Raw genomic sequence first — 24608 nt, 5'->3', positions numbered from 1 at the left:
GGCATCACGCCGGCAGGGGCCGCACCCGTCCCACGAAGTGCGCACCGACCCGGGGCCGCACTTGTCCCGCCGGGTCCACACCGACCCACGACCGTCACTCGTCCCGCCGGGTCCACACCGACCCGGGGCCGTACCCGTCCCGCCGGGTCCACGCGGCCCTCCGGCCCCGTACGGCATAAGCTCGTCGAATGGCGAAGTACTTCGACGTGCACCCCGACAATCCGCAGCCGCGCAGCATCTCCCAGATCGCCGACGCGGTGCGCTCGGGGTCACTCATCGCATACCCGACCGACTCCTGCTACGCGCTGGGCTGCCAGCTCGGCAGCCGCGACGGCATCGACCGGATCCGCGGCATCCGGCACCTGGACGACCGGCATCACTTCACCCTGATGTGCCGCGACTTCGCCCAGCTCGGCCAGTTCGTGCGCGTCGACAACGACGTGTTCCGGGCCGTGAAGGCGTCGACCCCCGGCAGCTACACCTTCATCCTGCCGGCGACCCGGGAGGTGCCGCGCAAGTTGCTGCACCCGAAGAAGAAGACCGTCGGGGTCCGTATCCCCGACCATGTGGTCACCCAGGCACTGCTGGCGGAGCTGGGCGAGCCGCTGCTGTCCAGCACCCTGCTGCTGCCGGACGAGAAGGAGCCGCTGACCCAGGGCTGGGAGATCAAGGACCGGCTCGACCACCAGGTGGACGCGGTGGTCGACTCCGGTGACTGCGGCACCGAGCCGACCACGGTCATCGACTTCTCCGACGGCGAGGCGGCGATTGTCCGCCGGGGCGCGGGAGACACCTCGCGCTTCGAGTGACACCGGGGTCCCCGCGCGACGGCCCTCTCACCTTCGCGTGCCACGATGATCGTGACACGCCGCGCCGGGCCTCCCCCGACCCGACGCCGACTCCACAGAGAGGCACTGCGCCATGACCGCCGTACAGGGAACCGACGTGGACATCACCACCGAGGACGGCGTCGCCGACGCCTACCTGGCCCACCCCGCCGACGGACTCCCGCACCCCGGCGTTCTCTTCTACCAGGACGCCTTCGGCATTCGCCCGCACCTGAAGTCGATGGCGGACCGGCTCGCCGGCGCGGGCTACACGGTGCTGGTCCCCAACGTCTTCTACCGCAGTGGCCGCACGCCGGTCATCGACCTCCCCGAGTTCATCGACCCCTCGGCGGACCCGACGATCTGGCAGCGGATCATGCCGATCATGATGTCGCTGACGCCCGAGTTCAGCGACCGGGACTCGGCCGCCTACCTCGACTGGCTGGCCGAGAGCCCGCTGGTGGCCGACGGGCCGGTCGCGATCACCGGCTACTGCATGGGCGCCCGGCTGGCCGTGCGGACCGCCGCCGCGTTCCCGGACCGGGTCGCGGCCGCGGGCGGCTTCCACGGCGGCCGCCTGGTCACCGAGGACGCGGACAGCCCGCACCTGCTGGCCCCCGGGATCAGGGCGGAGGTGTACTTCGGCTTCGCCGACCAGGACCAGTCGATGACCGAGGAGCAGATCCGCACCTTCGAGGAGGCACTCACCGCCGCCGGTGTCCGCAACACCTGCGAGATCTACCGGGGCGCCGACCACGGCTACACCCAGGCCGACACCCCGTCGTACTCCGCCGAGGCCGACGAGCGCCACTGGGACGCGCTGCTCGGTCTGCTGAAGCGCACCTTCTGATCCCACCGCGTCCCAGGAATCGGGGGCCCGTCGGCCGACGGGCCCCCGATTCCGTCCCGCTCATTGACATGAACCCGCCCCGCCGCCACGCTGAGAGCGCTCTCAGACTGGTACGGACCAATGTCCGTACGACCCCGACCCCACACGGAGGTGGAGAGTGCGCACAGGACTCGCACGCCGGACGCTGCCCCTGGCGGCCGCTGCGGCGCTGATCGGCGGGGTGCTCACCCTGGGCACCCCGCACCCGGCCGAAGCGGCGGTGCCGGACACGATCCCGCTCAAGATCACCAACAACTCCGGCCGCGGCGACCAGGTGTACGTCTACGACCTCGGCACCCAGCTCTCCACCGGCCAACAGGGCTGGGACGACGCGAACGGCACCTTCCACGCCTGGCCGGCCGGCGGCAACCCGCCGACCCCCGCGCCGGACGCCTCGATCACGGGCCCGGCGGCGGGTCAGTCGAAGACGATCCGGATCCCGAAGTTCTCCGGCCGGATCTACTTCTCCTACGGCCAGAAGCTGGACTTCAGACTGACCACCGGCGGCCTGGTGCAGCCCGCGGTGCAGAACCCGACCGACCCCAACCGCAACATCCTCTTCAACTGGTCCGAGTACACGCTGAACGACTCGGGTCTGTGGATCAACAGCACCCAGGTGGACATGTTCTCGGTGCCGTACGCGGTCGGGGTGCAGCGCTCCGACGGCAGCACGGCCAGCACCGGGCACCTCAAGTCCGGCGGCTACAACGGGTTCTTCAGCGCCCTGCGCGGGCAGCCCGGCGGCTGGGCGAACCTGATCCAGACCCGCTCCGACGGCACCGTGCTCCGCGCGCTCTCCCCGCTGTACGGCGTGGAGACCGGGGCGCTGCCGTCGACCGTCATGGACGACTACGTCAACCGGGTCTGGTCCAAGTACTCGACGTCGACCCTGACCGTCACGCCGTTCGCCGACCAGCCGAACACCAAGTACTACGGCCGGGTCTCGGGCAGCGTCATGAACTTCACCAACTCCGCCGGAGCGGTGGTGACGAGCTTCCAGAAGCCGGACGCGAACAGCATCTTCGGCTGCCACAACCTGCTCGACGCGCCCAACGACCAGGTACGCGGCCCGATTTCGCGCACACTCTGCGCTGGCTTCAACCGGTCGACGCTGCTGACCAGTGCGAACCAGCCGGACACCAACCCGGCCGACTTCTACCTGGACACGGTCACCAATCACTACGCGCGCAAGATCCACGCCCAGATGGCCGACGGCAAGGCCTACGCATTCGCCTTCGACGACGTCGGCAACCAGGAGTCGCTGGTCAACGACGGCAACCCGCAGCAGGCGTACCTCACGCTGGACCCGCTGAGCTGACCCGGCCGAGCGTCCCGCACCCGGAGTCCGGGTGCGGGACGCTCACCTTTTCCGTACGTCAGCCGGTCGTCACGGCGGTGTCGTCGACGACGAAGCTGGTCTGGAGCGAGGAGTCCTCGACACCCGTGAACTTGAGGGTCACGGTGCTGCCCGCGAAGGAACCGAGGTTGAAGGACTTCTGCACATACCCGGAGGCCGCGTTGAGGTTGGAGAACGTGCCCAGGGTGGTCGAACCGGCGGCGACCGTCAGCTTGTCGTACTGGGTGCTGGTGGTGGTCTCGGCGGTGTCGATGTGCAGGTAGAACGTGAACGTGGTGTTGGTGCAGCCGCTCGGGATCGTCACCGACTGCGAGAGCGTGTCGGTGTGGGTCGAGCCGTAGCCGTCCAGCCAGGCCTTGTACGAGCCCGCGTGTGCCGCCTGGTCGGTGTCGTTGGTGATGACTCCGCTGGTGGCGGTCCAGGTGGTGTTGCCGGACTCGAAGCCCGCGTTGCCGAGGAGCTGGGTGGCGGTGCAACTGCCGCCGCCCCCGCTGGAACTGACGGTCCAGGTGAAGGAGGCGGTGCCGGTGGCGCCCGTGGAGTCGGTCACCGTGACGGTCGTGCTGTAGGTGCCCGCCGTCGTCGGGGTGCCGGAGATGACGCCGGTGGAGCTGTTGATCGACAGGCCGGTCGGCAGTCCGGTCGCCGCGTAGGTCAGCGAGCCGCTGTTGGTGCTGCTCGCCGAGACCTGCAGGCTGACCGCGGTGCCCACGGTCGAGGACTGGCTGCCCGGGTTGGTGACCGTCACCCCCGAGGTCGGCGGGGTGACGTGGCTGCCGACGTTGATGCCCGCGAAGGCGTTGGCCACACCCGCGTACTGGGTGGAGCTCGCGCCGTACAGAGCTGTCGCGGCGTTGAGCGCGGCGGTCCGGGCGGCCGCGTAGTTGGTGCTGGACGTCATGTACGTCGTCAGCGCCTTGTACCAGATCTGCAGGGCCGCCGCCCGGCCGATGCCGGCGACGGCGACGCCGTCGGAGGTCGGGCTGTTGTAGGTGACGCCGTTGATGGTCTTGGTGCCGCTGCCCTCGGAGAGCAGGTAGAACATGTGGTTCGCGGGGCCCGAGGAGTAGTGCACGTCGAGGTTGCCGACGCCGGAGTACCAGCTGTCCGCGGAGCCGCCGTCCTTGTCGGGCTCGTCCATGTAGCGCAGCGGGGTGCCGTCGCCGTTGATGTCGATCTTCTCGCCGATGAGGTAGTCACCGACGTCGGAGGAGTTGGCCGCGTAGAACTCCACGCCGGTGCCGAAGATGTCCGAGGTCGCCTCGTTCAACCCGCCGGACTCACCGGTGTAGTTGAGACCCGCGGTGTTGGAGGTGACACCGTGGCTCATCTCGTGGCCGGCCACGTCGAGCGAGGTCAGGGCGTGGGTGCTGCTCGTGCCGTCGCCGTAGGTCATGCAGAAGCAGGAGTCGTCCCAGAAGGCGTTGACGTACGCCGTGCTGTAGTGGACGCGGGAGTACGCGGCGACGCCGTCGTTCTTGATGCCGCTGCGCCCGAAGGTGTTCTTGTAGAAGTCCCAGGTCATCTGGGCGCCGTAGGCCGCGTCGGCGCCGGCGGTCTGGGTGTTGGAGCCGGATCCGGTGCCCCAGACGTCGTCGGTGTCGGTCATCAGGGTGCCGGTGCCCGACGTGCCGTTGTTGAGGCTGTACGTCTTGTGGCCGCCGCGCGTGGTGTCGTACAGCTGGTACGTCGAACCCGACAGGGTCGTGTTCAGCGTCACCGTGCCGCTGTACTGGGTGTTGCCGGTGCCGGACTTGACCGCCTGGTAGCGGTACAGCTCCTTGCCGGTGGTGGCGTCCGTGATGACGTGCAGCTGGCTGGGGGTGCCGTCGTCCTGGAAGCCGCCGACCACGGTCTCCCAGGCGAGCTTCGGCGTGCCGTTGCCGGCCCAGATCACCTTGCGGGCGCTGTCGGTGGCGGGCTTCTTGGCGTCGAGGGCCTCGGCGGTCCTGAGCGCCTTGGTCGCGGCGGCGGTCTTGGTGAAGGTCGCGGTGGTGGAGGCGACCTTGATGGTGTGCTTGTTGTTGAAGGTGGTGCTGACCGTGCCGGCCGCGAGGGAGGCGGGCGGGGTGTGCACGATCAGGTCGCCGCCGAGGACCGGAAGGCCGGCGTAGGTGCGCTCGTAGCGGGTGTGCAGGGTGCCGTCGCTGTCCTTGACGACGTCCTTGACGACGAGCTTCTCCTTGGCGCCGAGGCCGATGGTGCGGGCGGTCGCGGCGGTCTGCTGCCGGGCGCTCTTGATCAGCGCGGTGTGCTGGGCGGGGCTGAGCTTGGCCTCCAGGCCGCCGGCGCGAAGGGGGCTGGGGTGGGGGGCGGCGGGCTTGGCGTTCGCCGGAACCGACTGGATGCCGACGGCGAGGAACGCCACGGTGGAGACCAGGGCGGCTCCTACCGTGGCGCGTCTGTGGGGAAGACGTCTCACTCGTACTCCTCCTGCTGCGGCCGCCGGGTCGCGGCCGGTGACAGACCGGGCAGACGGGGTGTGCTGTCCGGGACGAGCTGAGCTGTGCGGGGACCGGGATCGGGAGGACCGGGATACGGGGTCCGTGATCCGTGAACACGCCATGGAGAAAGCGTGTGCTGAGCGAGGATTCCAGCCTTGACCCGCTCATGTCAGCCACGTCGAGGTCAATCAAGGGTTTTCCCTATGCCGGGTGAGGCGGTCGGGGAAGAACGGGGCTCACGTGGACGGCGTGCGCACCATGAACACGTCCACCGGGTCCGCGGTCTCGACGGTGAACCCGTGCCGCTCGTACAGCCGCCCGGCCGCGCTGCCGCGCAGGACGTTCAGCCGGACGCGGACGCCGTCACGGTCGCACCGCTCCAGCAGCTCGCGCAGCACGCCCGAACCGATGCCGGCGCCCTGGGCCTCCGGGGCCAGATAGAAGTGTTCCAGCCAGTGGGCGTCGGCAGCCGGCCGCAGCGCGACACAGCCGGCGAAGGCGCCGCCCACCTCGATCACCCAGGTGTGGGCCGCGTCGAACCCGTCCCGCAGCCGCTGCCGGACGCGTCGCGGGTCGTACCGCCCGAGCCGCTCCAGATCGTCCCGCAGCACGACGGCGCGCAGCTCGGCCACCGCCTCGACGTCCGCCGGCGACGCCGGCCGCATCTCCCAGTCCCCCATGACGGGCCAGGCTACCCAGTGGCCCGGTGCTCCTCGTCGGCACCCCGCAGTACGGAGCGCGCTCCACCGCGTGACGGCGAAACACCCCGCACCCAGCCCGAGTCGCGACAGGTTTGCCGATTCATCCTGTTTATCCTGATCCAGCTCCCACCCCACGGAAAGGGCTCACCCATGCGGGTCTTCATCGTCGGCACAGGCAACATGGCGGGCGGTATCGCCACCCGGGCCCTGGCGGGCGGGCACATGGTCCGGCTGGTCGGCACCGATCCGGCGAAGGCCGCCAACCTCGCCGACGCGCTGGGCGAGCGGATGTCCGGCGCCGATGTGGCACCCGCCGTACCGGACGCGGTCGGGTCGGCCGACGTGGTGGTGCTGGCCGTGCCGTTCGACGTGGCCAAGCAGGTGGTGGCCGAGTACGGGGACCATCTCGCCGGGAAGACGGTCGTCGACATCTCCAACCCGGTGGACTTCGCCACCTTCGACTCGCTCACCGTACCGCCGGGCAGCTCCGGCGCCCAGCAGATCGCGGAGGCCGCCGCGCCGGGCACCCGGGTGGTGAAGGCCTTCAACACCACGTTCGCGGGCGCGCTGGTCGCGGGCGAGGTCGGCGGGCTGCCGCTGGACGTGTTCATCGCGGGTGACGACGCGGCGGCCCGCGACCAGGTGGCCGAGCTGGTCTCCTCCGGCGGGCTCAACCCGGTGGTCGTCGGCGGACTGCGCCACGCCCGCGAACTGGAGGGCATCCAGTTGCTGCACATGGCCCTGCAGACCCGCCCCGAGGGGCACGGCTGGATGAGCGCGATCAAGATCGTCGCACCCTGAGCCGCTGCCGCGCCGCCCCGGCCGAGAACGGCCCGTGGAGAAGCCGCGCCGACCCGTGGTGTCCGAGCGGCAGCCGAAGTCCCGGTGAATGCCGGGGCGCACGCCCCCGGCGCGTAGTACCTTCCCCCACAACAGCCGTGACTCTGGGGGGAGTTGCATTTATGCACGGCACGACAAGCGGGTTCCACTACGGCGCGGTCACTCCGGTGGCGGCCTATCTGATGGCCTGTCTGGGCGGAGCCCTGGGGCTGCGCTGCATCGTCCGGTCGCTCCACCACAGCGGGCAGTCGTGGAAGCCCGGCTGGCTCGCGCTGGGGGCGGCCTCGATCGGCTGTGGCATCTGGACGATGCACTTCATCGCGATGATCGGCTTCCATGTCCAGGAGACCACGATCCGCTACGACGTGGCCCTGACCCTGCTCAGTCTGGCGGTGGCGATCCTGGTGGTCGGCATCGGTGTCTTCGCGGTCGGCTACCGGGGCGCGACCGCCGGAACGCTCTCGACGGCGGGCGTCATCACCGGTCTCGGGGTGGCGGCCATGCACTACCTGGGCATGGCCGCGCTCCGCCTTGACGGAACGATTCACTACGCCCCGGTCACGGTCGCCCTCTCGGTGCTGATCGCGATCGCGGCGGCGACGGCCGCCCTGTGGGCCGCGGTGTCGGTCCGGGGCTTCATGGCGAGCCTGGGCGCCAGCCTGGTGATGGGCCTGGCGGTGTTCGGCATGCACTTCACCGCCATGGCGGCCGTGAGCGTCGATGTGCACCCGGCGTCCGCCACCTCCTGGTCGAGCGCGTCACCGACCTCACTGCTGCTGCCCATGCTGCTGGGCCCGGCCGTCTTCCTGCTGCTGGCCGGGGTGGTGGTGATGTTCGACCCGCTGCTGGTCCTCGGCGAAGGAGACTGGAACCGGCAGGCGGGCGCCGGGACGGACAGGCCGGTGCCCCCGCCCCGGGCGGCCCGGTCACGGCCACCGGGACCGCGCGGCGGACGCACACCCGGGAGGCGGCACGGCCGTCCCGCGCGCCCGGCACCGGGCGGCGGCGCGATCCAGCCCGGCACGGCGGCGCGCACCGCACCGGCCACCCCGGACCGCTACGGAACGCCGGACCGCCCGGCTCCCGGTGGCACCGGCCGGCACGGCACCCCCGCCCGCCCGGAGGGCCCGTACGGCGCCCCCTCCAACCCCTACGAATGGTGACCACCTCGCAGAAACCAACCCCTCCGCCTCACCCGCTCGTTGATCGTTGCTACGGTGCCCGCGTGTCTGACTCCTCACGCGAAACAGCAGAAGGCGCCGGCTGGGGCGAGGCCGAGCGCGGTGCCTATCGCCGGCTGATGCCGGGCCATGTCGAGAAGCTGTTCTGGTTCAACCCCAGGACCATGTGGGCCGCCCGCAACGGCGTGCTGGCGTCCTGGTTCGGCGACCCGACCGGCCGTACCCGCAGCCGCTGGGTGGCGCAGCGGGCGGCCGCCGGCGCAGCCGCCGACAAGGTGATCCGGCGTGATGAGGCCGACCGGTTCTCGTTCATGGTGATCGGCGACACCGGTGAGGGCGACGACTCCCAGTACGCCGTCGTGCCCGGCTTCCTGAAGGCGAGTCAGGACACCGACTTCGCCGTGATCGCGAGCGACGTGATCTATCCGGTAGGTGCCACCGACGACTACGGCACCAAGTTCTTCCGCCCGTACCAGGACTATCCGGCGCCGATATACGCGATACCCGGCAACCACGACTGGTACGAGGACCTCGGCGCGTTCATGCGCGTCTTCTGCGACGACGTCCCGCCGCTCCCGCCCGAGCCGAAGCCGCGCCCCCTCTCCCGCGCCTGGTGGCGCACCCTGCTGTGGCACCGGCCGAGCCCGGCCGACGAGCAACTCCTGGCGGAGGCCCGGAAGTTGCGGCCGACGCCGGAGCAGCACGCCGTACAGCCCGGCCCCTACTGGGCCATCGACGCCGGCCCGGTCCGGATCGTCGGCATCGACACCGGTCTGCTCGGCACGGTCGACGCCGAACAGGGCGCCTGGCTGCGGGAGGTGTCGCGGGGGCCGCGCCCGAAGATCCTGGTCACCGGCTCCCCGCTGTACGTGGACGGCGAGCACCACCCCTGCCCGATCGAGGGCGGCGGCACGGTCGACGACATCGTCCGTGACCCCGCCCACCACTATGTGGCGGCGATCGGCGGCGACATCCACAACTACCAGCGCTACCCGGTCGACGTGGCCGGCCGCACCATCCAGTACGTGGTCGCGGGCGGCGGCGGTGCCTTCATGCACGCCACCCACACCATCCCGCGGGTCTCCGTGGCGAACGTCACCGAGGACGACTTCCGCTGCTACCCGCTGCGCGGCGACTCCCTGGCCTTCTACAGCCGGCTGTACGGCCGCCGGCTGCGCATGCCCCGGTTCTTCACGCTCACCGCGGCGGAGGCGACGGCCGTGATCGCCGAGCGCCTCGGCATCAAGCCCGGCCGCGCGCCCGGCCCGGACACCCGGGTCACCCGCCGCACCCGGTTGGTGGCGAGCCTGCTCGGCGCCGGCGGCCGCCCGGACCGCACCTCCCGCTTCCGGCTGCCGGTGAAGAAGATCTACACCCAGCTGTTCTCCCCGGGTTCGGCCACCTACACCCCGCCCTTCTTCAAGTGCTTCCTGCGCCTCGACGTGAGCCCGGAGGCGGTACGGCTGCGCTGCTTCGCCGCGACCGGGAACCGTGCGCAGGAGCTGGATCCACCGGTCGAGGACGAGATCACCATCCCGCTCGTCTGATCACACTCCCGCAATGTTCGAGTGCCACAATCGGGGCAGAACTGACGTACTACCGCTGGAGGACCCGTGCCGTCCACCCCCCGCCCCCTGCGCAGACTGGGCTTCCTCACCATCGGCCTGTTCGACGGGTCGGATCCGGGCAAGGGGCACGAGTCCACGCTGGAGATCATCGAGCTGGGCGAGCGGCTGGGCTTCGACAGCGCGTGGGTACGGCACCGGCACCTCCAGTACGGCATCTCGTCCCCGGTGGCCGTCCTCGCGGCGGCCTCGCAGCGCACCAGCCGTATCGAACTGGGCACCGCGGTGATCCCGCTGGGCTGGGAGAACCCGCTGCGGCTCGCCGAGGACCTGGCGACCGTCGACATCCTGTCCGGCGGCCGCCTCAACCCCGGCGTGAGCGTGGGCCCGCCCATGCACTACGACCAGGTCAGGGAGGCCCTCTACCCGGACACGGCCGACGCCGAGGACTTCAGCTACGAGCGGGTGCAGCGGCTGCTGGACCACGTCCGGGGCAAGCCTGCCACCGACTTCAGCGGGGTCGAGGGCTTCGAGGTGTTCTCCGACGTGGTCCAGCCGCACTCCCCCGGTCTCGGGCACCGGCTCTGGTACGGCGGCGGCAGTCTCGGCTCCGCACGCTGGGCGGGCGAGCACGGCATGAACTTCCTGACCAGCAGTGTCGTGCGGGCCGGGGACCGGAAGGACGCGTACGACTTCGCGGAGATCCAGCTCTCGCACATCCGTGAGTTCCGGGCCCACCACCCGGACGGCGAGGCGGCCCGGGTCTCGCAGGGCCTGGTCGTCATCCCCACCGACTCCGCCACGCCCGAGCAGCGCGCCAAGTACGAGGCGTACGTGGCCAAGCGGCTGCCCCGCACCACGGCCCCGCAGGGGCCGGCGCGGCTGCTGTTCGCACCGGACCTGGTGGGCACCTCGGCCGAGATCGCCGAACAGCTGCACGCGCACGCCGCGTTCCGCGAGGTCGACGAGGTGGCGTTCGCGCTGCCGTTCACGTTCGAGCACGAGGACTACGTGCAGATCCTGACCGACATGGCGACCCGGCTGGGCCCGGCACTGGGCCGGCCGCACCCGGGCGCCTGAGTCACCAACGGCCCACCTCCGTGCCGGTCACCGGCTCCGACGGCCTGCCGTCCACGCCGACCGGCACCTCGCCGTGCAGCATCACCCGGTGCATGACCCGGGGGAAGCCGAGGTGGGCGTTGTCGCCGGGCGCGAGATGGATGGTGGCCCGGTTGTCCCAGAAGGCGACGCTGCCGGGCTCCCAGCGGAAGCGGACCGTGTACTCGGGCCGTACCGCCTGTTCGAGCAGCATCTCCAGGAGCGCGGCGCTCTCAGGGCGGGAGACGTCGGTGATCTGCTCGACGTAGTAGCCGTTGACGTACAGCACCCGCTCGCCGGTCTCCGGGTGGACGCGCACCAGCGGGTGCACCGAGGCGACCTGATGGTCGAGGAGATGGCGGAGGTAGGAGTCGTCGCCGGGCCGCGGCTGGTAGCCGACGCCCAGGCGGTGCTCGGCGCGCAGTCCGTCGACGAAGGCGCGCACGGGTACGGAGAGCCCGGCGTAGGCGGCGGCCAGGTTGGCCCAGGTGGTGTCGCCGCCGTACGGCGGAACGGTCTCGGCGCGCAGGATGGTCGCGGCGGGCGGGTCGATCCGGGCACCGTGGTCGCAGTGCCAGCCGCGCAGCAGGGTGTGCCGGCGCCGCTGGAGCCACTCCTCGTGCTCCATCCCGAACCGTCCGCCCAGCTCCAGCCGGTCGGCGGTGGTCTCCACCTCGGGGAAGGCGGCGGGCGAGGCACTGCCCCGACGCCCAAGGACGACCGGTTCACCGAAGCGGCGCGCGAAGGCGACATGCCCGGCGTGATCCAGCCGCTGGTCCCGGAAGAAGACGACCTTCCAGCGCAGCACGGCCTCCCGAATCAGCGCGACCACGGCGTCGTCGAGGTGTTCGGTGAGGTCGACCCCGGTGATCTCGGCGCCGATGTGCCCGGCGACGGGTTTCACCTCGGCCGCCTGGTTCCCCGTGCTGCTTCCCGTCGTCATGCGCGCTCCGCTGGTCGTCGGTACCGGCCTCTACAGAAGTACCCCAGCGGGAGACGCGGTGACGCATGGGGCTCCCATCCGGAGGCACGCGAATGGCGATCGAACGGATCACCGGAGACGATGATCACGAAATCCCTGGCGGCAGACCCCTCGGTCGGCTGTGGCCCGCGAAGGAGAAGCCCGTGAAAACCGTTGACGCAGGCCGACGCCGACCGGCGAGGCCGCTTGCCGTCGGCATGGGGCTGCACAGCCTGCCGCGTCAGCGGGTGGCCACGTGAGCCTTCGCAACAACTCGCGGGACTCCTCGCGTGTGCGGGCGCAACGGGCTCTGGCGCACAACAAACAGTCGCGTGTGTGCTTGGTACCGACCCTGCTGGTCCTCGTCCTGACGGCCGCGATGCTGGGCTCTTTCGGTATCAGGGATCTGGCAGGCGCCTTTACCTTTCCCGGTCGCCTCGCCGGTGCGGTGCTCGTCGCCGTCGCCTTCACCTCGTTCCTGGGCGCCACCGCGCTCGTGGACCACTGGCTGTGGCGCACTTTCCCCAGCTCCGGCCTGGTGGCCCTGCTCGGTGCGTTCGCGGCTTTCGTGGCCAACATGCTGTTCTTCTTCGAGTTGCTGAGCGATGCCGATTCGATCGGTTACAAGGCGTTGTTCGGCGCCCTCACGGTGGGTTCGGCATGGGCCTTCTTCGCCGTGTGGCGGACGTTGGCCGTGATTCCCGCTCCGAAGCGGGTGGCCACGGCGCTGCTCGCCACCACCGTCGTCGCGCTGGGAAATTTCGGGTATCAGAGTCTCTACCTGCCGTCCCAGCGGGAGGTCCGGCCCGTCATCAAGCTGACCGCGAGGGACCCGGTGATGAGTCCGGATCGAAAGGCATTCTCCGTGCCGGTCGAAATCACCCTTGAGAACCACGGCGATCTGAGTTTCGACGTGCTCGGCACCGAATTCCATGCCATGGGGCAACGGGTGCCGCTGAGCCCGAAGGACCAGCTCCGCCACAAGTGGCGAGCCGATGCCCAGCAGTGGTCCACACTCGAGCGGTCGAATCCGGTGTCGCGCAGAGAGATGCACCAGCCGGGTGATCTGGTGGACGCCCAACCATGGATGCGCTACGGAGAACCGATCAGCGCGAACGACACCGTCACCACCCAAGTCGTCGTGCAACTGCCCAAGGACACGCCGTACGACCAGGTAGTGTTCTACGCCAGCGCACACATGACGCGCAAGGACCGCGTGTCCATTGAACGGCTCCACGCCGACGGTTACAGCTGGAGCAGCAGCCAGGCACCCCCATGGCTGAAGCAGCAGAAGGAGTCCGACTCCCTCATCTACAAGAGCAGGCTTCACGAAAACAACGCGATCGACGAGAGGACGAGGGACCCCCGGTACGTCACTGTCTATTGGCAGTTCGGCCTGCACGGCGCAAACATCACGGAAATCATCAGTAAGGAAGGCGGCAAGGACGAAACCCAGAAAGCGACGGAGGACCGGTACGGCCTCCGCATTGTGGATTCGGGCCCGGTAGCACGGACCCTGTGGGACATCAAGGGTCGGCAATGACCGGCACGGCCGCACCGGGTGCCGGTGAACGCTGATCCAGCAGTCGCTCCAGCCACACCACCAAGGCCAGCGAGCCGTTCATACGGTCCCAGGAGTACGAGTCGCCCATCCCCAGCTGAGCCTCCCTCACCGCCCGGCACAGGGTGTCGACGTCGAACATCTCCGCGATCAGCGGATGCCGTGCGGAGCGGCAGAGGTCGATGAGTTCGTCGCCGTGTGCCCGTAGACCACGGACGTAGAGGTCGTTGAAGGGGATCTTGGCCGTTCGGCCGTGTATCCCGGGCGGGAGCAGATCCGCCATGGCCGCGCGCAGCACCGCCTTCGAACGGCCTCCTTGCGACGTGGTGTCGGCGGGGAGGTGCCGCATCGTCGCGATCACCTCCGGGTCGAGGAAGGGGTGCGAGAGGAAGAACCCGTGCTGCTGTGCGTAGCGCCAGGACAACGGGTCGGGAGCGGCAAGGTAGTTGGCCGCGTCGTAGAGCGACTGTTCCGGCCTGCTCCCGAACACGAAGCGGCTCTCGGCGATGCTGGCCGCGCGGTAGCCGTGAGCCCGCGCGAATCCGGGTCGCAGCCAGGGCGGGCGGGTGAAGTTGCCAAGCCCTCCGAGTACCGTTCCACGATGGACCAGCCTGGTGACCCGTTCGGCCACCAGCGGAAGCGTCGGCTGCACCACATGGGTACGGACGATCTCCCGCACCCCTCGTTCACCGGCCGCGGCACGGGCACGTGCCTGCCTCGTCAGCTCCCGGAGCCGTCCGGAGCGGGCCAGCCGGTGCAGGTGAAGCGGGTTGGTGTCCACGACCGGATCGGCTCCGCAGCCTGTCAGCAGGATGTCGCAGCCGAGCTCCGCCGCGTCGGCATGCAGCCTGCTCCAGAACGGGGCGCGGAAGGCGTGGGCATGAGGCTCGTCCGGGTCTCCCGCATGGCGCTGGAAGTCATCGAAGTCGGCCACGTCGTCGGCCTCGACGATCACCGGATGGGCCGCTGGTGCGTGCCGGCGGACCGCCTCGATCGCCTCGTCGAGGTACGGCCGCTCGCCGGCCAGTTCTCCCATGCCGAAGCGCCCGGCGAGCAGGACCAGGTCGGCGGACGTGCCCGCTGTCTCCGCGAGCAGGCGCGCCGCGAGCAATGCGACGCTGGTGGAGTCGGTGCCTCCGGAGACGTGACATGCGGTCGTCCTGCCCAGGCGGCGCCCGACGGCATGCTCCAGGGCGCGGCGCAGGTCCTGCCCGGCCACGCTGAGGCCGAGTCCGTCCGGGGCCGGAGCCGTTGGGCCGTCGACCCGACAGGCGCGAAGCGCGGCCCGGCCCCGCATCCGCCCGGCGGCCGACAGCTCCACCACCTCGCCGCCGAGAACACGGTGTACCCCCGTGAACGGGCTCAACTCCGAGTGCTGTTGGGCCAGGTTCCCGGTCAGGTAACGGCAGAAGTAACGGCGTTCCAGCTCCGCGGCGTCGCCCAGGCTGCGCGCCGAGGTGCTCGCAGCGCTCACGCGGCCATCGGACTCTCTGAAGAACAGCGGGATGCGTGCCTGCTCGTCCCGGATCAGCAACACACGGTCGCGGTACACCAGAACAGCCGCGAAGTCACCGGTCGGCAGTGGCGGTTCGGCTCCGGAGCGGTCGAAGGCGTCGAGGAGAGCGCGTGCGCCTGTCCGGCGGTCATGGACCGAGCCGGCCCACCCGACGACCGCCGCGGTGCCGGCCTGAGAGGTGGCCGTCGTCACGAGTCCCTGTCGGACCATGGCCTCGGTGGTCCAGAGCTTCGCCATGCCCCCGGACCAGTCGAGCCGGAGCGCTTCCATGTCACTCGCTTCCGCTGCCGATCGACAGAACCGGCGTGAAGGCGTGCCCTCGCGGATCGGCGGCCGGAATGCACAGTCCGCCCGCCGCCGTCCACGCGTGCAGGGCGAACGGGTGCTCACGCACACCGACATGCAGCGTGGCCTTGAAGCCGCGCCGTCGCAGAAGGACGAATGCCGTCACGGCCTCGGACTTGCAGTCGTCGTCGACGAACCAGCTTCTGCGGCCGTGTACTTGGACCGCTCGTTTCAATCGCGCGACGTCCTGCCCAGAAGGCGTGTCCGCGCGGGCGTAGCCGGGGGCGGCCAGCGGCAGCAGCCGAAGGACGCGTCCGAAACCCAGAGTACGGATCAGCAGGTGCACGCTGCGGAGCCAGAGCCCGATCTCGGCGTCCAAGTACGCTTTTCGGCGGGCCGTCGCGCATCCGGCTCGGACGAGACCGGTGACGAGTTCCGCACGTTCCTCAGACGTCGCGCCGGCGAACTTCTGGACGTCAGCCGTCGTCATTCCCAGAAAACGCGTCCGCTTCCAATCCGCGATGAGCGCCCCGCCGGACAATCTGGTGACACGGCAGTGCGGTGAAAGGATTCGCGTCATGGCCACGAGGGCATCGGTGTCCTGAGCCACCGCGCCTCCTCCCATTTCACGGGTGCAGGCGCGTCAGGACTGGTATCCGTGACCGTCGTAGTCGCCGCCGCTGAACCCTCGGATCAGACGGCCGTTCCCGAGAAGAACAAGTCCGTGCGGCATACGGCGTCGCAGGAATCGGATCAACATCGCCTACCTCCAGAGCTGGGTGGCAACGATCATGTCCAGGCTACTCCGCCCCCTACCTCACGCAACCGTGGAGCCGGCCGGCGCCCCGCCGTGCGCTTGATCACCGCGCACTCCGTCCCTGAGGGTGGAGGGACGACACAGCCGAGGGAAGGTCCCATCGTGACAAGCATTCCGGCGTACTCGCTCAACGACGGTACGACGATCCCCGCCGTCGGCCTGGGCACCTGGCCGATGGACGACACGCAGGCCGAGCAGGCCGTTCACCATGCGCTCCAGGCCGGTTACCGGCTCGTGGACACGGCCGTGAACTACGGCAACGAGACCGGGGTCGGCCGGGGTCTCGCGAGCAGCGGTGTCCCCCGCGAGGAGGTGGTGGTGACGACGAAGCTGCCGGGCCGCCACCACGGGTACGAGGAGACGCTCGCCTCCTTCGAGGAGTCCCGGCAGCGGCTGGGCGTGGAGTCAGTGGACCTGTATCTGATCCACTGGCCAAACCCCCGGGTCGGCAAGTACGTCGACTCATGGAAGGCGATGACCAAGCTGCGCGAGGAGGGTCTCGTCCGCTCGATCGGCGTCTCCAACTTCACCGAGGAGCACCTCACGCGGCTGGAGAAGGAGACCGGGGTGCTGCCGTCGGTGAACCAGGTGGAGCTGCATCCGCTGTTCCCGCAGGAGGAGCTGCGTGCCTTCCACGCCGAGAAGGGCATCGTCACCGAGAGCTGGAGCCCGCTCGGCCAGGACGGCCGGCTGCTCCGGGACCCGGCCGTCGTCGGCGTGGCGGAGGCGCTGGGGGTGACGCCCGCGCAGGTGATCCTGCGCTGGCACGTCCAGCTCGGTGCCGTGGCCATCCCGAAGTCGTCGGACACCGAGCGGCAGCGGGCGAATCTGGACGTCTTCGGCTTCCGGCTGAGTGCCGCGCAGATGGCGGCGGTCTCCCAGCGACCCCACCAGCGTCTCGGCGGCGACCCGGACAGCCACGAGGAGTTCTAGCCGCGAGCCCGTGGTCCCCCTCCAGGCTGTCCGGGTCGCCGAACGGGTCCCGCGGCCTCGGGTCGTCGGCGTCCGCTCCGGCGCGGGCCAAAGGGTGCGACAGTGAGGTCGGCCAGGAGGGCGCACGCACCGGGTGGACGGGTTCAAAGGCCACACCGCAGGCTGATCGGAGGGACGGGGCCGGGTACTCGGGGCGCACCTGTGACGAAGGGAGCCGCGGTGGGTGCCGACGAGCGACTGCGCACGTACCGGGACAGGCGTGACTTCGGGCGGACCCGGGAGCCGTCGGGGCAGGCGGGGCCGGGCGGCGGGCGCCCCCGGTTCGTGGTCCAGATCCATGACGCGCGCCGGATGCACTTCGACTTCCGGTTGCAGGTCGACGAGGTCCTGAAGTCCTGGTCGGTCCCGAAGGGCCCGTCGGCCGACCCGGGGGACAAGCGGCTGGCCGTGCCCACCGAGGACCATCCGCTGGAGTATGCGGACTTCGAGGGAGTGATCCCGAAGGGCGAGTACGGCGGAGGCACCGTGATCGTCTGGGACCACGGCTGGTACGAGCCGCTCAGCCACGACCGCAGGGGCCGGCCGGTCGGCTTCGTGGAGTCGCTGGAGCGCGGGCACGCGACCTTCCGGCTGCACGGCGCCAAGCTGCGCGGCGACTACGCCCTGACCCGCTTCCGGGGCAGCGCCGGCGAGGACGCCTGGCTGCTGGTGCGGAAGGGGACCGCGCGATCGGGCGGGCACGGTACGCCCGATCCCCGGCGGGCCCGTTCGGTGCGCTCCGGCCGTACCCTCGCCCAGGTCGCGGCGGCCGCCGGCGAGGACGGCTGACAAGCGGGGACGGATCGGCGCACCGAGCCGGGCGGCGCGTCGTCCGGTCGGCAGGTACGAAAGGGCAGGGATTCCCGGACAGGTGGTCCGGAACGGACGGTGAGTTGATCAAGGCGCGTCCTGGCGGTGCAGACTACGCGTGGGTTCGGCCGTTCCGGCCCAACTCGCCTCGCGGCAGTCTATGTTCGCGACGGCACTCGAACTTCCGCTCAGGAGGCACCTCACATGCGCACCGCGCTCCGCACCGCCCTCGCAGGGGCGGTGGCCGCCGGCACCCTGCTGACCTGTGGCACTGCCTATGCCACCCCCGCCGGGCCCGGCGTGACGGGCAAGCTGATCAGCCAGACCACCATCGGCGACACGGACTACGTCCTGCGGGAGATCACCGTCCCGCCCGGCCAGACCACCGGCTGGCACTTCCACGACGGCCCGGTGTACGGATACGTCCAGAAGGGCACGCTGAGCCACTTCCACTCCGACTGCAAGGCGGACGGCGTCTACAAGCGGGGCGGCACGGTGTACGAGTCGGGCGGGTCCAGCGACGTGCATCTGGGCGCCAACCTCGGTGACACCGACCTGGTCCTCGACGTGCTGTACGTCCTCCCGCACGGCTCGCCGTACTCCGAGTCGGTGCCGAACCCGGGCTGCGACTTCGAGTAACCCAGTCACTCCTGGTTGACCGGCAACGGCCCTTCGGGCAGCGGCTGTTCGGCCCAGATGCTCTTGCCGCTGTCGGTCTGTCGGCTGCCCCAGCGCAGGGTGAGCTGGGCGACGAGGAGCAGGCCGCGGCCGCCCTCGTCGTAGGCGTGCGCGCGACGCAGATGCGGTGAGGTCGAACTGCCGTCGGAGACCTCGCAGATGAGCGCGCGGTCGCGGATGAGGCGGAGCTGGATGGGCGGTTCGCCGTAGCGGATGGCGTTGGTGACGAGTTCGCTGACGACGAGTTCGGTGACGAAGGCGGCCTCGTCCAGGCCCCAGGCGGCCAGGCGTTCGGTGGCCGCCTGCCTGAAGTGCGCGACCTCGGCGGGGTCGGGCGGGACGTCCCAGGTGGCGACCCGGTCGGTGCCGAGGGCACGGGTGCGGACCAGCAGGAGGGCGACGTCGTCGGAGGGCTGTTCCGGCAGGACGGCCTTGAGCACGTTGTCGCTGAGGGCCTCCAGCGAGTCGGCGGGCGCGCTCAGCGCCCGGCACATCTCCTCGGTGGCGCGGTCCACGTCCCGGTCCCGGTCCTCGATCAGACCGTCCGTGTAGAGGGCGACGACGGCGCCCTCGGGCAGGTCGAGCTCCACCGCCTCGAAGGGCAGACCGCCGACCCCGAGCGGTGGTCCAGCGGTCATCGGGACCAGCTCGGCCTCGCCGCCGGGCAGCACCAAGGCGGGCGCCGGATGGCCCGCGGCGGCGAGGGCGAGATGGCGCGAGACCGGGTCGTAGACGGCGTACAGGCAGGTGGCGCCCAGTTCTGCGACCTCCTCGCCGCTGCCGTCCGCGGCCAGGTGGGTCACCAGGTCGTCGAGGTGGGTGAGGAGTTCGTCGGGGGGCAGGTCGACGTCCGCGAGGGTGCGTACGGCCGTGCGCAGCCGGCCCATGGTGGCGGAGGAGCGGATGCCGTGGCCGACGACGTCGCCGACGACCAGGCCGACCCGGCTGCCGGAGAGCGGGATCACGTCGAACCAGTCGCCGCCGATGCCGGCCAGTGATCCGCAGGGCAGATATCGGTGGGCCACCTCGACGGCGGCCTGACCGGGCAGGCCGCTGGGCAGCAGGCTGTGCTGGAGCGCGAGGGCGGTGGAGCGCTCGCGGGCGAAGCGGCGGGCGTTGTCGATGCAGACGGCGGCCCGGCTGCCGAGTTCCTCGGCGAACACGGTGTCGTCGATGGCGTAGTCGTCGGGGTGGCGCATGCGCACGCCGACGACGACGCCGAGCAGGACGCCCCGGGCCCGCAGGGGCACGGCGACCATGGAGTGGACGCCCTGACGGTACTTGCGGCCCTCGGGCGCGCGGGTGTTGCGCTCCGCGACCCAGCGGCGGAACTCCGGCTCGCCGGCCTGGCTGACCACCGCGCGCCCCTCTCGCAGGGCCCGGGCCGGCGGTGACGACGGCAGATGCACCTCCGTCTCGCCCAGCCGTACGGCCGCCTCGGGGGTGCCCTCGTTCGCCGAGCCGTGGGCGACACGCCGCAGCACGATGTCCCCCTCCGGGACGGTGGGCAGTTCCTCGGCGGAGAGGACCCAGTCGAGCAGGTCGACGCTGGCGAAGTCGGCGTAGCGCGGGACGATGAGTTCGACGACCTCCTCGGCGGTGCGCACCACGTCCAGGGTGGTGCCGATGGAGGTGGCCGCCTCGTTGAGCAGGGCGAGCCGCAGCCGGGCCAGGTACTGCTCGGTGCTGTCGAAGGCGGCGAGGGCGACGGCGGTCAGCTCGCCGCCCCGGTCGTGCAGGGGCCACATCTCGATGCTCCAGGCGTGGTCCCGGTCCAGGGCCGGGGCGGCGGTGAAGCTCTCGTAACGGGTGGGCCGGCCGGTCTCGACGACCTGGCGCAGATGGCTCAGGAAGCCCTGGCTGTGCGGGACGTCCTCGATGGTGTCCAGGAAGAAGCGGCCGCGCAGGGCCTCCTCGGAGGCGCCCATGACCTGGCAGGCCTCGTCGTTGGCGCGGAGGTAGCGCTGGCGGACGTCGAAGACCGACATGGACATGGAAGCCTGCTGGAAGGCCTGTTCGGCCAGGGTGGGCTCGGCCTGCGGAGGCGGGTGGGCGGTGAGGACGTATCCGGTGGTCTGGCCGTCGGGGCCGAGGACCGGGCAGGCGGTCAGGGCGATCTCCGTCCGGCGCCCGTCGGCGTGGCGCAGGGCGACGGTCCCGGAGCGGGCGGCGAGCGCCGCCGCGGGGACCGCCTCGGCGAGCAGGTCGGCGGCGGGCCGGCCCACGACCTGCTCCGCCGGGTGTCCGGTGAGTACCCGCGCGCCTTCGCTCCACCCCGTCACCCTGCCCAGGGCGTCAATGACCGCCGCGGCCGCGACACGCTCCATACGCCCCAGGATGGGACCTATGTCCCACCGCATCAAGCGCGGGGACGGGCCGTCTCAGCCCTGCTGGCCGCGCAGTGCGGCGAGCGCCCGGTCGGCGTGGGTGTTCATGCGCAGTTCGCTGCGGACGACCTCCAGGACGGTGCGGTCCTGGGCGATGACGAAGGTGGCCCGCTTGGTGGGGGCCAGTGCGATGCCGCGCTTGACGCCGAACCGCTCGCGGACCGTGCCGTCGGCGTCGGAGAGCAGCGGCATGCCGAGCGTGTGCTTCCCGGCGAACTCCTGCTGCCGCTCGACGCTGTCCCCGCTGATCCCGACCGGCCGGGCGCCGGCTGCGGCGAACTCGGCCGCCAGGTCCCGGAAGTGGCAGGCCTCGGTGGTGCAGCCCGGCGACAGGGCGGCCGGATAGAAGAAGAGGACGACCGGCCCGTCGGCCAGCAGTTCCGTGAGCGTCCGCGTGGTACCGGTCTCGTCCGGCAGCGCGAAGTCCTCGACCTTGCTTCCGACCGCTACGGTTCCCGCCATCTATCGGCCCTCCTTGTTGTGCGCGACGTTGTGTGCGACACCGCGCGCCCACAGCACCAGGGGAATCTGGAGCGGCAGGCGGACGAGGGCCGCGGTCCTGAGCGGCTCGGGCCGCTGCTGCCAGTCGACGGCCATCTGCACATTGGCCGGGAACACGCCGACGAAGAACGCGGCGGCCGCCCGGGCCGCCGCCCTGCGGGTGCGCGGCAGGGCGATCCCGGCCGCCAGCGCCAGCTCCACGGCCCCGCTCCCGTACGTCCAGGCCCTCGGCGAGCCCGGCAGCGCCCTGGGGATCGTGGCGTCGTACGACTTCGGCGCCACGAAGTGAGTCACTCCGGCGGCGGCCAGCAGCCCTGCCAACAGCAGGGGTGAACGTTCGGACCGGGCCACGACGCCTCCTCTGACGACCTGCCGCCGGATATTACCGGGTGGTACCGGCCCGCTCCCCGCCGGGGCGTGCGCACACCGGCGCCTCACACGGTGCCGGCCGAGGGCACCGATTCGCCGGCCTCGTCCTCGACCGCGTACGCGAGGAAGTCGTCGACCATGCGGTGGAAGAGCGTGGCCAGTTGCCGCAGTTCCTCGGGCGCCCAGTCGTCCAGGGCCAGCTGCATGCCGCGCGCTCCGGCGTCCCGGACACGGTGGACGGCGTCCCGGCCCGCGTCGGTGAGCTCGATCCGCTGGGCGCGGCGGTCGTCGGGGTCGGGGACGCGGGTGACGTACCCCGACCTCTGGAGCTGCTGGACCGTGCGCGTCACGTGCGAGGCCTCCACGCCGAGCCGCTGCGCCAGCTCCCCCGGGCGTTGCGGCTCGGAGTCGGCGACCTGGCGGAGCAGGGCCACCGCGGCCCGGTCCAGCGGGACGCCGGCGAGGGCCATCAGCCGTTCGTGCTGGCGGGCCCGGGTGCTCAGATAGGTGATGCGCGTCAGGGCGCGCTCGATCTCGACGACCTCCGGGGAGGCGAGGGGCACGGCCGGCAGCGGTTCTGTGGACATACCAGTCAGTTTACCATATCGTTGCGTAACTCAAGTAAGTTTGACGCGAGTAAGTTGCCGCACAGGTTTACGCACTCCGCTGCCCAGAGTCCACGATCGGAGCCGAATGTCCCTCCTGGCCCGCCCTTCGGTCGCCGCCCTCGGCGCGAAGACCATGCAGCGGCTCACCCTCCTGGCGAGCAGGCGTCCGAGCGGTCCCGGCTCCGACGCCGCCTCGCACGCCCGGCTTCCCGAGTTCCCGCGCACGACAAGGGAGCTGACCGTCCCGACAACCGTCGCCCCGGCCCGCGCCACGGTGTATCTGCCGCCGTCCGGGGACCCCTCGCCCCCGGTGCACGTCAACTTCCACGGCGGCGGCTACGTCATGTCGCTCACCGAACTCGACGACCCGCTGTGCCGTTTCCTCGCGGCCGAGGCCGGCGTGGCCGTGGTGAACGTGGACTACGTCGTCGCCCCGCAGCATCCCTTCCCGGCCCCGCCCCGCCAGGCCTACGAGGTGGTCCGCTGGGTCGCCGAGCACGCGGCCGAGCAGGGCTGGAACGGCTCCCGGCTGACCGTCGGCGGACAGAGCGCCGGCGGCGGACTCGCGGCGGCGGTGGCCCGCCAGGCGCTGACGGCGGGCGACCCCTCGATCGCGCTCCAGGTGCTCCACTATCCGCCACTGGACCTGGCGACGAACGCGGCGGACAAGCGCGCCTCGATCACCAAACCGATGCTGCGGCCCTGGATGGCGGAGGTCTTCGACACGTCCTACGTCCCGGACCCGAAGCGGCGCAGCGACCCGCTGGTCTCCCCCGCCCACCCGTCCGACACCGCCGACCTGACCGGGATCGCCCCGGCACTGGTGATCACCGCCGAGTACGACCTGCTCAGAGCGGAGGGCGAACGGTACGCGGAGCGATTGCGGGCGGCGGGGGCGCTGGCCGGGCACCACGAGGTGGCGGGGGCGGACCACGGGTACGACGGCAAGGACGACGCGAAGGCGCGGGAGGTCTACGCGCTCATCGCGCGCCGGGTGCGGGCTGCGACCCGGGGTGAGGACACCGCGGGGCCGCCGCCGCGCTGAGCGCCGGCACGGCCCGGCAGGTGCTCGGCGCCGGCCGAAGAGCGTCAGACGGGCAGCGCCACGCCCAGCCTCTCGGCGTGCTCCGTCAGCTCCCGCCAGACCTTGGGGACCACCGGGACACCCTGCCGTCCCCGCTCCTCAGCGACGGCCGCGCTGCGCTCCCCCGGGTAGAACACCCCCTGGGCACCGTCGGCGGTCGGCAGGCCCTTCAGGGTGCCGAGGGTGTCGTCCACCGCGCCGACGAAAGCCTCCGGGTCACCGAAGGCGGCCGGGTCCAGGGCGATGAGCAGGGCGTTCTGCCGGTGCTCGCGGTCGCCCGCGTGGAAGGACGCGAAGATCGGGGCTCCGACCAGCACGCTGGTGAGGAGTTCGAAGGCCAGGGACATCCCGGAACCCTTCGCACCGCCCAGCGGCAGCGGCATGACCGCCTGTTCCGGGTCGGTCGTAGGGGTGCCGTCCTCCGTGGCGGCCGCGCCCTCGGGCAGCGGCGTGCCGCTCGCCCTGGCCTGGCGGATCTTGCCGAGGGCGATGGTGGCGGTGGCCATGTCCAGCAGCAACGGGGCGTGTTCACGGGCCGGTACGGCGATGGCGAGGGGGCTGGTGGCGACGGCCGCGCCCTTGACACCGGTGTAGCCCATGTTGGGCATGCCGGCCACGAACCCGAGCCCGACCAGGCCCTGGTCGGCGATCCGGGAGACGTAGTAGCCGATGGCGCCGGTGTGCACCGTGCGGCGGACGCCCACCGAGGCGATACCGGTCTCGCGGGCCCGCCGTACCGCCTCGTCGGCGGCCGCCGTCAGGGCCACCGGGCCGGGGGCGCGGTCGGCGTCGAGGACGGCGGCGGCCGGCGCGGTGGACTCGACGGTGAGATGCGGGTCGGCGTTGGCGACGCCCTTGGCGAGCAGGTCCAGGTAGGCGGGGACGCGGGCGGTGCCGTGCGAGTCGACGCCGCGCTGCGCGGCCCAGACGAACACGTCGGCGGTGGTACGGGCGTGCTCGGCACTCAGACCGCCCTTCTCCAGCAGGGCGGCGGAGAAGGTACGCAGGTCCTCGGCGGGCACCAGGATCTTGGGGGGTGTGTCGGACATGGCGGCGAAAGCCTCCTGGGCTACAGCGCCCCGGCAGGGGCGCGGGACTGCATCGATCCGCGGCTACCGCCGCGCGGGCGCGACCGGCCGTGGACGGCCGGCGGATTT

Annotated in this window: 22 protein-coding genes; 12 read left to right on the top strand and 10 right to left on the bottom strand. The window is 71.1% G+C overall.

Annotation, left to right across the window (positions count from 1 at the left end; all coding sequences use genetic code 11):
* Positions 1–188 precede the first annotated feature (188 nt).
* The 3 genes from AB0D59_RS45105 (at position 189) to AB0D59_RS45095 (ending at position 3034) form a co-directional block, all read left to right on the top strand.
* Positions 189–809 carry an L-threonylcarbamoyladenylate synthase gene (locus AB0D59_RS45105; RefSeq protein ID WP_362577441.1) on the top strand — a complete coding sequence of 207 codons (621 nt, stop codon included), beginning with the start codon at positions 189–191 and terminating at the stop codon, positions 807–809.
* Between the two features lie 112 nt (positions 810–921).
* Positions 922–1677, top strand: a complete 756-nt coding sequence (locus AB0D59_RS45100) for a dienelactone hydrolase family protein (RefSeq protein ID WP_362577440.1) — start codon at positions 922–924, stop codon at positions 1675–1677.
* A 157-nt stretch (positions 1678–1834) separates the two neighbouring features.
* Complete coding sequence (locus tag AB0D59_RS45095) at positions 1835–3034, top strand: glycoside hydrolase family 64 protein (protein ID WP_362577438.1); 1200 nt, start codon at positions 1835–1837, stop codon at positions 3032–3034.
* 58 nt (positions 3035–3092) lie between these two features.
* Here the strand turns inward: AB0D59_RS45095 and AB0D59_RS45090 are convergent, their stop codons facing one another.
* Together AB0D59_RS45090 and AB0D59_RS45085 are read right to left on the bottom strand one after the other, a co-directional pair.
* Positions 3093–5495, bottom strand: a complete 2403-nt coding sequence (locus AB0D59_RS45090) for a M4 family metallopeptidase (protein WP_362577436.1) — start codon at positions 5493–5495, stop codon at positions 3093–3095.
* Between the two features lie 258 nt (positions 5496–5753).
* The gene (locus AB0D59_RS45085) at positions 5754–6197 is read right to left on the bottom strand and encodes a GNAT family N-acetyltransferase (protein WP_362577434.1); all 444 of its coding nucleotides are present in this window, start codon (positions 6195–6197) and stop codon (positions 5754–5756) included.
* Positions 6198–6368: 171 nt separating this feature from the next.
* Between AB0D59_RS45085 and AB0D59_RS45080 the strand changes: the two genes are divergently transcribed.
* The 4 genes from AB0D59_RS45080 to AB0D59_RS45065 all read left to right on the top strand — a co-directional run bounded on the left by AB0D59_RS45080 (position 6369) and on the right by AB0D59_RS45065 (position 10884).
* A complete protein-coding gene (locus AB0D59_RS45080) occupies positions 6369–7019 on the top strand; it encodes an NADPH-dependent F420 reductase (RefSeq protein ID WP_362577432.1) in 651 nt (216 codons plus the stop codon).
* Positions 7020–7180: 161 nt separating this feature from the next.
* Entirely contained in the window at positions 7181–8221 is a 1041-nt protein-coding gene (locus AB0D59_RS45075) for an MHYT domain-containing protein (RefSeq protein WP_362577430.1), read from the top strand.
* A 62-nt stretch (positions 8222–8283) separates the two neighbouring features.
* Positions 8284–9786 (top strand): metallophosphoesterase, encoded by a 1503-nt coding sequence (locus AB0D59_RS45070; RefSeq protein WP_362577428.1) that lies wholly within the window; start codon positions 8284–8286, stop codon positions 9784–9786.
* A 66-nt stretch (positions 9787–9852) separates the two neighbouring features.
* Positions 9853–10884 carry an LLM class flavin-dependent oxidoreductase gene (locus AB0D59_RS45065; RefSeq protein ID WP_362577426.1) on the top strand — a complete coding sequence of 344 codons (1032 nt, stop codon included), beginning with the start codon at positions 9853–9855 and terminating at the stop codon, positions 10882–10884.
* 1 nt (position 10885) lies between these two features.
* Here the strand turns inward: AB0D59_RS45065 and AB0D59_RS45060 are convergent, their stop codons facing one another.
* Positions 10886–11845, bottom strand: a complete 960-nt coding sequence (locus AB0D59_RS45060; RefSeq protein WP_362577424.1) for a TauD/TfdA family dioxygenase — start codon at positions 11843–11845, stop codon at positions 10886–10888.
* 274 nt (positions 11846–12119) lie between these two features.
* On the opposite strand from AB0D59_RS45060, the gene AB0D59_RS45055 reads away from it, so the two are divergent.
* Complete coding sequence (locus AB0D59_RS45055) at positions 12120–13406, top strand: hypothetical protein (protein ID WP_362577422.1); 1287 nt, start codon at positions 12120–12122, stop codon at positions 13404–13406.
* Here the strand turns inward: AB0D59_RS45055 and AB0D59_RS45050 are convergent.
* Together AB0D59_RS45050 and AB0D59_RS45045 are read right to left on the bottom strand one after the other, a co-directional pair.
* A complete protein-coding gene (locus tag AB0D59_RS45050) occupies positions 13390–15210 on the bottom strand; it encodes an asparagine synthase-related protein (RefSeq protein WP_362577420.1) in 1821 nt (606 codons plus the stop codon). The genes AB0D59_RS45055 and AB0D59_RS45050 overlap by 17 nt on opposite strands.
* Before the next feature lies 1 nt (position 15211).
* Positions 15212–15835, bottom strand: coding sequence for a lasso peptide biosynthesis B2 protein (locus tag AB0D59_RS45045; RefSeq protein WP_362577418.1), 624 nt, complete (start codon positions 15833–15835; stop codon positions 15212–15214).
* 309 nt (positions 15836–16144) lie between these two features.
* Here AB0D59_RS45045 and AB0D59_RS45040 point away from each other — a divergent pair, with 309 nt between their 5' ends.
* From AB0D59_RS45040 to AB0D59_RS45030, 3 genes are all read left to right on the top strand, one after another.
* A complete protein-coding gene (locus AB0D59_RS45040) occupies positions 16145–16975 on the top strand; it encodes an aldo/keto reductase (protein ID WP_362577416.1) in 831 nt (276 codons plus the stop codon).
* 219 nt (positions 16976–17194) lie between these two features.
* Entirely contained in the window at positions 17195–17803 is a 609-nt protein-coding gene (locus AB0D59_RS45035; RefSeq protein ID WP_362577414.1) for a DNA polymerase ligase N-terminal domain-containing protein, read from the top strand.
* Between the two features lie 225 nt (positions 17804–18028).
* On the top strand, positions 18029–18463 hold the full coding sequence (locus tag AB0D59_RS45030; RefSeq protein WP_362577412.1) for a cupin domain-containing protein: 435 nt from the start codon (positions 18029–18031) through the stop codon (positions 18461–18463).
* Positions 18464–18468: 5 nt separating this feature from the next.
* Here AB0D59_RS45030 and AB0D59_RS45025 read toward each other — a convergent pair whose 3' ends face one another.
* From AB0D59_RS45025 to AB0D59_RS45010, 4 genes are all read right to left on the bottom strand, one after another.
* Positions 18469–20829: a SpoIIE family protein phosphatase gene (locus tag AB0D59_RS45025; RefSeq protein WP_362577411.1), complete on the bottom strand. Its 2361-nt coding sequence runs from the start codon at positions 20827–20829 to the stop codon at positions 18469–18471.
* A gap of 54 nt (positions 20830–20883) precedes the next feature.
* Entirely contained in the window at positions 20884–21351 is a 468-nt protein-coding gene (locus AB0D59_RS45020) for a peroxiredoxin (RefSeq protein WP_362577410.1), read from the bottom strand.
* Entirely contained in the window at positions 21352–21741 is a 390-nt protein-coding gene (locus AB0D59_RS45015; RefSeq protein ID WP_362577408.1) for a DoxX family protein, read from the bottom strand.
* An 83-nt stretch (positions 21742–21824) separates the two neighbouring features.
* Positions 21825–22346, bottom strand: a complete 522-nt coding sequence (locus tag AB0D59_RS45010) for a MarR family transcriptional regulator (protein WP_362577406.1) — start codon at positions 22344–22346, stop codon at positions 21825–21827.
* 106 nt (positions 22347–22452) lie between these two features.
* Here AB0D59_RS45010 and AB0D59_RS45005 point away from each other — a divergent pair, with 106 nt between their 5' ends.
* Positions 22453–23412: an alpha/beta hydrolase fold domain-containing protein gene (locus AB0D59_RS45005; RefSeq protein WP_362577405.1), complete on the top strand. Its 960-nt coding sequence runs from the start codon at positions 22453–22455 to the stop codon at positions 23410–23412.
* A gap of 44 nt (positions 23413–23456) precedes the next feature.
* Here the strand turns inward: AB0D59_RS45005 and AB0D59_RS45000 are convergent, their stop codons facing one another.
* Positions 23457–24500: an Ldh family oxidoreductase gene (locus AB0D59_RS45000; protein WP_362577403.1), complete on the bottom strand. Its 1044-nt coding sequence runs from the start codon at positions 24498–24500 to the stop codon at positions 23457–23459.
* Positions 24501–24608 lie beyond the last annotated feature (108 nt).

It is taken from the genome of Streptomyces sp. NPDC048417 (genome assembly GCF_040651615.1).
In the GTDB taxonomy this organism is placed as follows: Bacteria; Actinomycetota; Actinomycetes; order Streptomycetales; family Streptomycetaceae; genus Streptomyces.
Note: the sequence above shows the minus strand (reverse complement) of the source record. Positions and strands in the feature narration are given on the sequence as shown.